Raw genomic sequence first — 2,927 nt, forward strand, 5'->3', positions numbered from 1 at the left:
GGCCCGTCGCGTTCGCCCTGACGCCGGGCAACGTCGCCGACATCAGCATGGCCATCCCGCTGTTGGGTGCCTCACCGCCGCCTCGGCGGGTCATCGCCGACAAAGCCTACGATGCCGACCGCCTGCGTGCCTGGCTGAGGGCTCGGCACGTCCAGGCGGTAATCCCCTCCACCGCCAATCGCACCATCCCTTATCCGCTCTACCGCAAGGCTTACGCCTGACGCAACCTGATCGAGCGGCTGTTTTGCCGGCTCAAGAACTGGCGGCGCATCGCCACCCGCTATGACCGGCTGGCACAAAACTACCTGGCCGCCGTCGCACTCGTCGCCATCGCCTCAGCATGGGCTGAATGAGTTCCCTACCTTGACACGGTAAGACCATCACCCTGTTCGGCAACGACTTGTACTCTCCTGCCGAGGAGATCGCCAAGCTCTGCCAGACCCGATGGCGGATCGAGCTGTTTCCTCCGGGTCGGGCCCGAGGACATGCTTTTGCTGGCTGAAGCAGCACCTGCGCATCCGCCGCTTCTTCTTCGGCCATTTGGAGAATGCAGTACGCCTGCAGATTACTGCGGCGATCGTGGTCTATCTGCTGCTCAAGCTCGTCTATGATGCCACCCGCACCAGGGAGGCGGCTCACGTGTTTGCCGCCACCCTGCGCTCCGCACTGTTCCATCAGGTGCATCTCACCGACCTGGCGAACGCATCGACCGGCTGCGGCCTCGGGCAGCGCAGCCAATGCCATAGATCCAAGGACAGTTGGCGTTGCGAGAAACGAATCGGACAGTCGTGGGCTCGACCCGCAGATCCACCTGTGCGTCGACACACCTGGCGGGCCGCTCGGGCGCATGGTCACCGCAGGCTAGGTCGGCGATATCAAGCATGCTCCGGCGCTGCTCGACGGACAGGCCGGTGGTGCCGTGCCTGCCGATCAAGCTATGGCAGCACCGCCTTGTGCCGCGTTCACCAGCATGGGTGCCAAGGCGGTGATCCCGTCGAACCGCTGCGGCCAAGCCGCCATTGCGCACGACGTCACCGCCTATAGGTGGGCAACCAGATCCAGCGGTGTGCGTCAAGTTTGGGCATTTCCAGCGCTTCGTCACCTGCTACGGCCGGCGCACCATGCACTTCTCCGGCTTCGCCTTACCTCGCTGCCGCCATGATCTGGCTACGCTGAAGGTCGATCCGGCGCAGGCATGGGGCATGAAGCATCGAGGTTCCATGGGGCTGGGCATTTCGTCGTCATGTTGCAGTTGCGAAACAGGTAGGCAGCAATCCGTGCCGGCAGCGCTGGCAGGTTGCGACTTGCCGGAAATCCCCCTGCTAGGCTGGCGCCGACATACCACGACGGGGACCATGGCATGGCCGGTATCGATGCTGCGGAGCTGGCGAAGATCGCGCACTTCCAGGCGATCGCGGCGCGGGAGGCCACGCGCTGCATCACTGCGGCCCTGGCGGAGACCGGCGGTGCGCGGCTGCGCGGCAGCCTGCATCGCAAGTTCCTGCTGGCGGCCTCCGGCCTGGACCAGGCGAGCCCGGTGATCAGCGAGCACCTGCGGGAGCTGGCCGACCTGGTCGAGACCATCGGGGCGTGCTTCGGCGACCAGATCGAGGGGCCGCTGGAGCTGGGCGGGTTGAGCGGCACGCGGGCGGCAGCCGCCTCCGACTGACGGCAGCGGCGCGCGGTCAGATGCGCTTTGCCCGCAGGCGCAGGGCGTTGGCGATCACGCTCACCAAGGAGAGCGCCATGGCGGCGGCCGCCACGATCGGCGACAGGAGCAGGCCGGTGAACGGGTAGAGCAGCCCGGCGGCGAGCGGGATGCCCGCCACGTTGTAGACGAAGGCGAAGACCAGGTTCTGGCGGATGTTCGCCATGGTCGCCCGGGACAGGCGCCGCGCCTTGACGATGCCGGTCAGGTCGCCTTTCAGCAGGGTGATGCCGGCGCTCTCGATCGCCACGTCGGTGCCGGAGCCGATGGCGATGCCGACATCGGCCGCGGCCAGGGCCGGCGCGTCGTTCACCCCGTCCCCGGCCATGGCGACCACCCGTCCCTCACCCTTCAGCCGTGCCACGACCGCACTCTTGCCCTCCGGGAGCACGTCCGCCTCGACCTCGTCGATCCCGAGCCGGCGCGCCACGGCCTGGGCGGTGGTACGGTTGTCGCCGGTCAGCATGACGATGCGGATGCCCTCGGCATGCAGCGCCTGGAGGGCCGGGGCCGTGGAAGGCTTGATCGGGTCGGCGATGGCGAAGATGCCGGCAGCCCGGCCGTCTACGCCCAGATAGATCGCGGTGGCGCCGTCATGGCGCAGCGCATCGGCCTGGCCGGCCAGGGCCGCCGGGTCGATGCCGCTTTCCTGGAGGAAAGCGGCATTGCCGATCACGACCGTGCGGCCCTCGACCGTGCCGGTGACACCCTTGCCGAGCGGCGAATCGAAGTCGGCCAGCGGGGGGATGCTCAGCCCCTGTTCCTCGGCCGCGGCCACGATTGCCTGGGCCAGCGGATGCTCCGACGCCCGCTCGACGCCGGCGGCCAGCCGCAGGAGTTCCGCCTCCGCCATGCCGCCGGCAGTGATGGTCCCGGTCACGCTGGGCCGGCCTTCGGTGAGCGTGCCGGTCTTGTCGACCACCAGCGTGTCGACCTTTTCCAGCCGCTCCAGCGCCTCGGCGTTCTTGATCAGCACGCCCAGCCCGGCACCCTTGCCGACCCCGACCATGATCGACATGGGCGTGGCCAGCCCCAGCGCGCAGGGGCAGGCGATGATCAGCACCGACACGGCGGCCAGGAGCCCGTGGGCGAGGCCCGGCGCCGGCCCCCAGTTCGCCTAGGTCGGATCGACATTCAGCGTAGCCAGATCATGGCGGCGGCGAGGTGGGCGAAGCCGGAGAAGTGAATGGTGCGCCGGTCGTAGCGGGTGGCAAAGCGC

General features: G+C 68.3%; 1 protein-coding gene and 2 pseudogenes. 2 read left to right on the top strand and 1 reads right to left on the bottom strand.

What is annotated here, in order from left to right:
* Positions 1-353 (top strand): annotated as a pseudogene (locus HLA95_RS28705) (IS5 family transposase); the annotation flags it as partial.
* Positions 354-1,360: 1,007 nt separating this feature from the next.
* Positions 1,361-1,669 (top strand): hypothetical protein, encoded by a 309-nt coding sequence (locus HLA95_RS26855; RefSeq protein WP_191061583.1) that lies wholly within the window; start codon positions 1,361-1,363, stop codon positions 1,667-1,669.
* Positions 1,670-1,685: 16 nt separating this feature from the next.
* On the opposite strand, the pseudogene HLA95_RS26860 reads toward HLA95_RS26855, so the two are convergent.
* A pseudogene (locus tag HLA95_RS26860) lies at positions 1,686-2,819 on the bottom strand (heavy metal translocating P-type ATPase); the annotation flags it as partial.
* Positions 2,820-2,927 lie beyond the last annotated feature (108 nt).

Origin of the sequence: Geminicoccus harenae (genome assembly GCF_019800005.1) — a bacterium.
Taxonomy (GTDB): Bacteria; Pseudomonadota; Alphaproteobacteria; order Geminicoccales; family Geminicoccaceae; genus Geminicoccus; species Geminicoccus harenae.

Coding starts and splice junctions, on each gene's coding strand:
- HLA95_RS26855 (WP_191061583.1), top strand. CDS start 1,361: ATGGCCGGTATCGATGCTGCGGAGCTGGCGAAGATCGCGCACTTCCAG.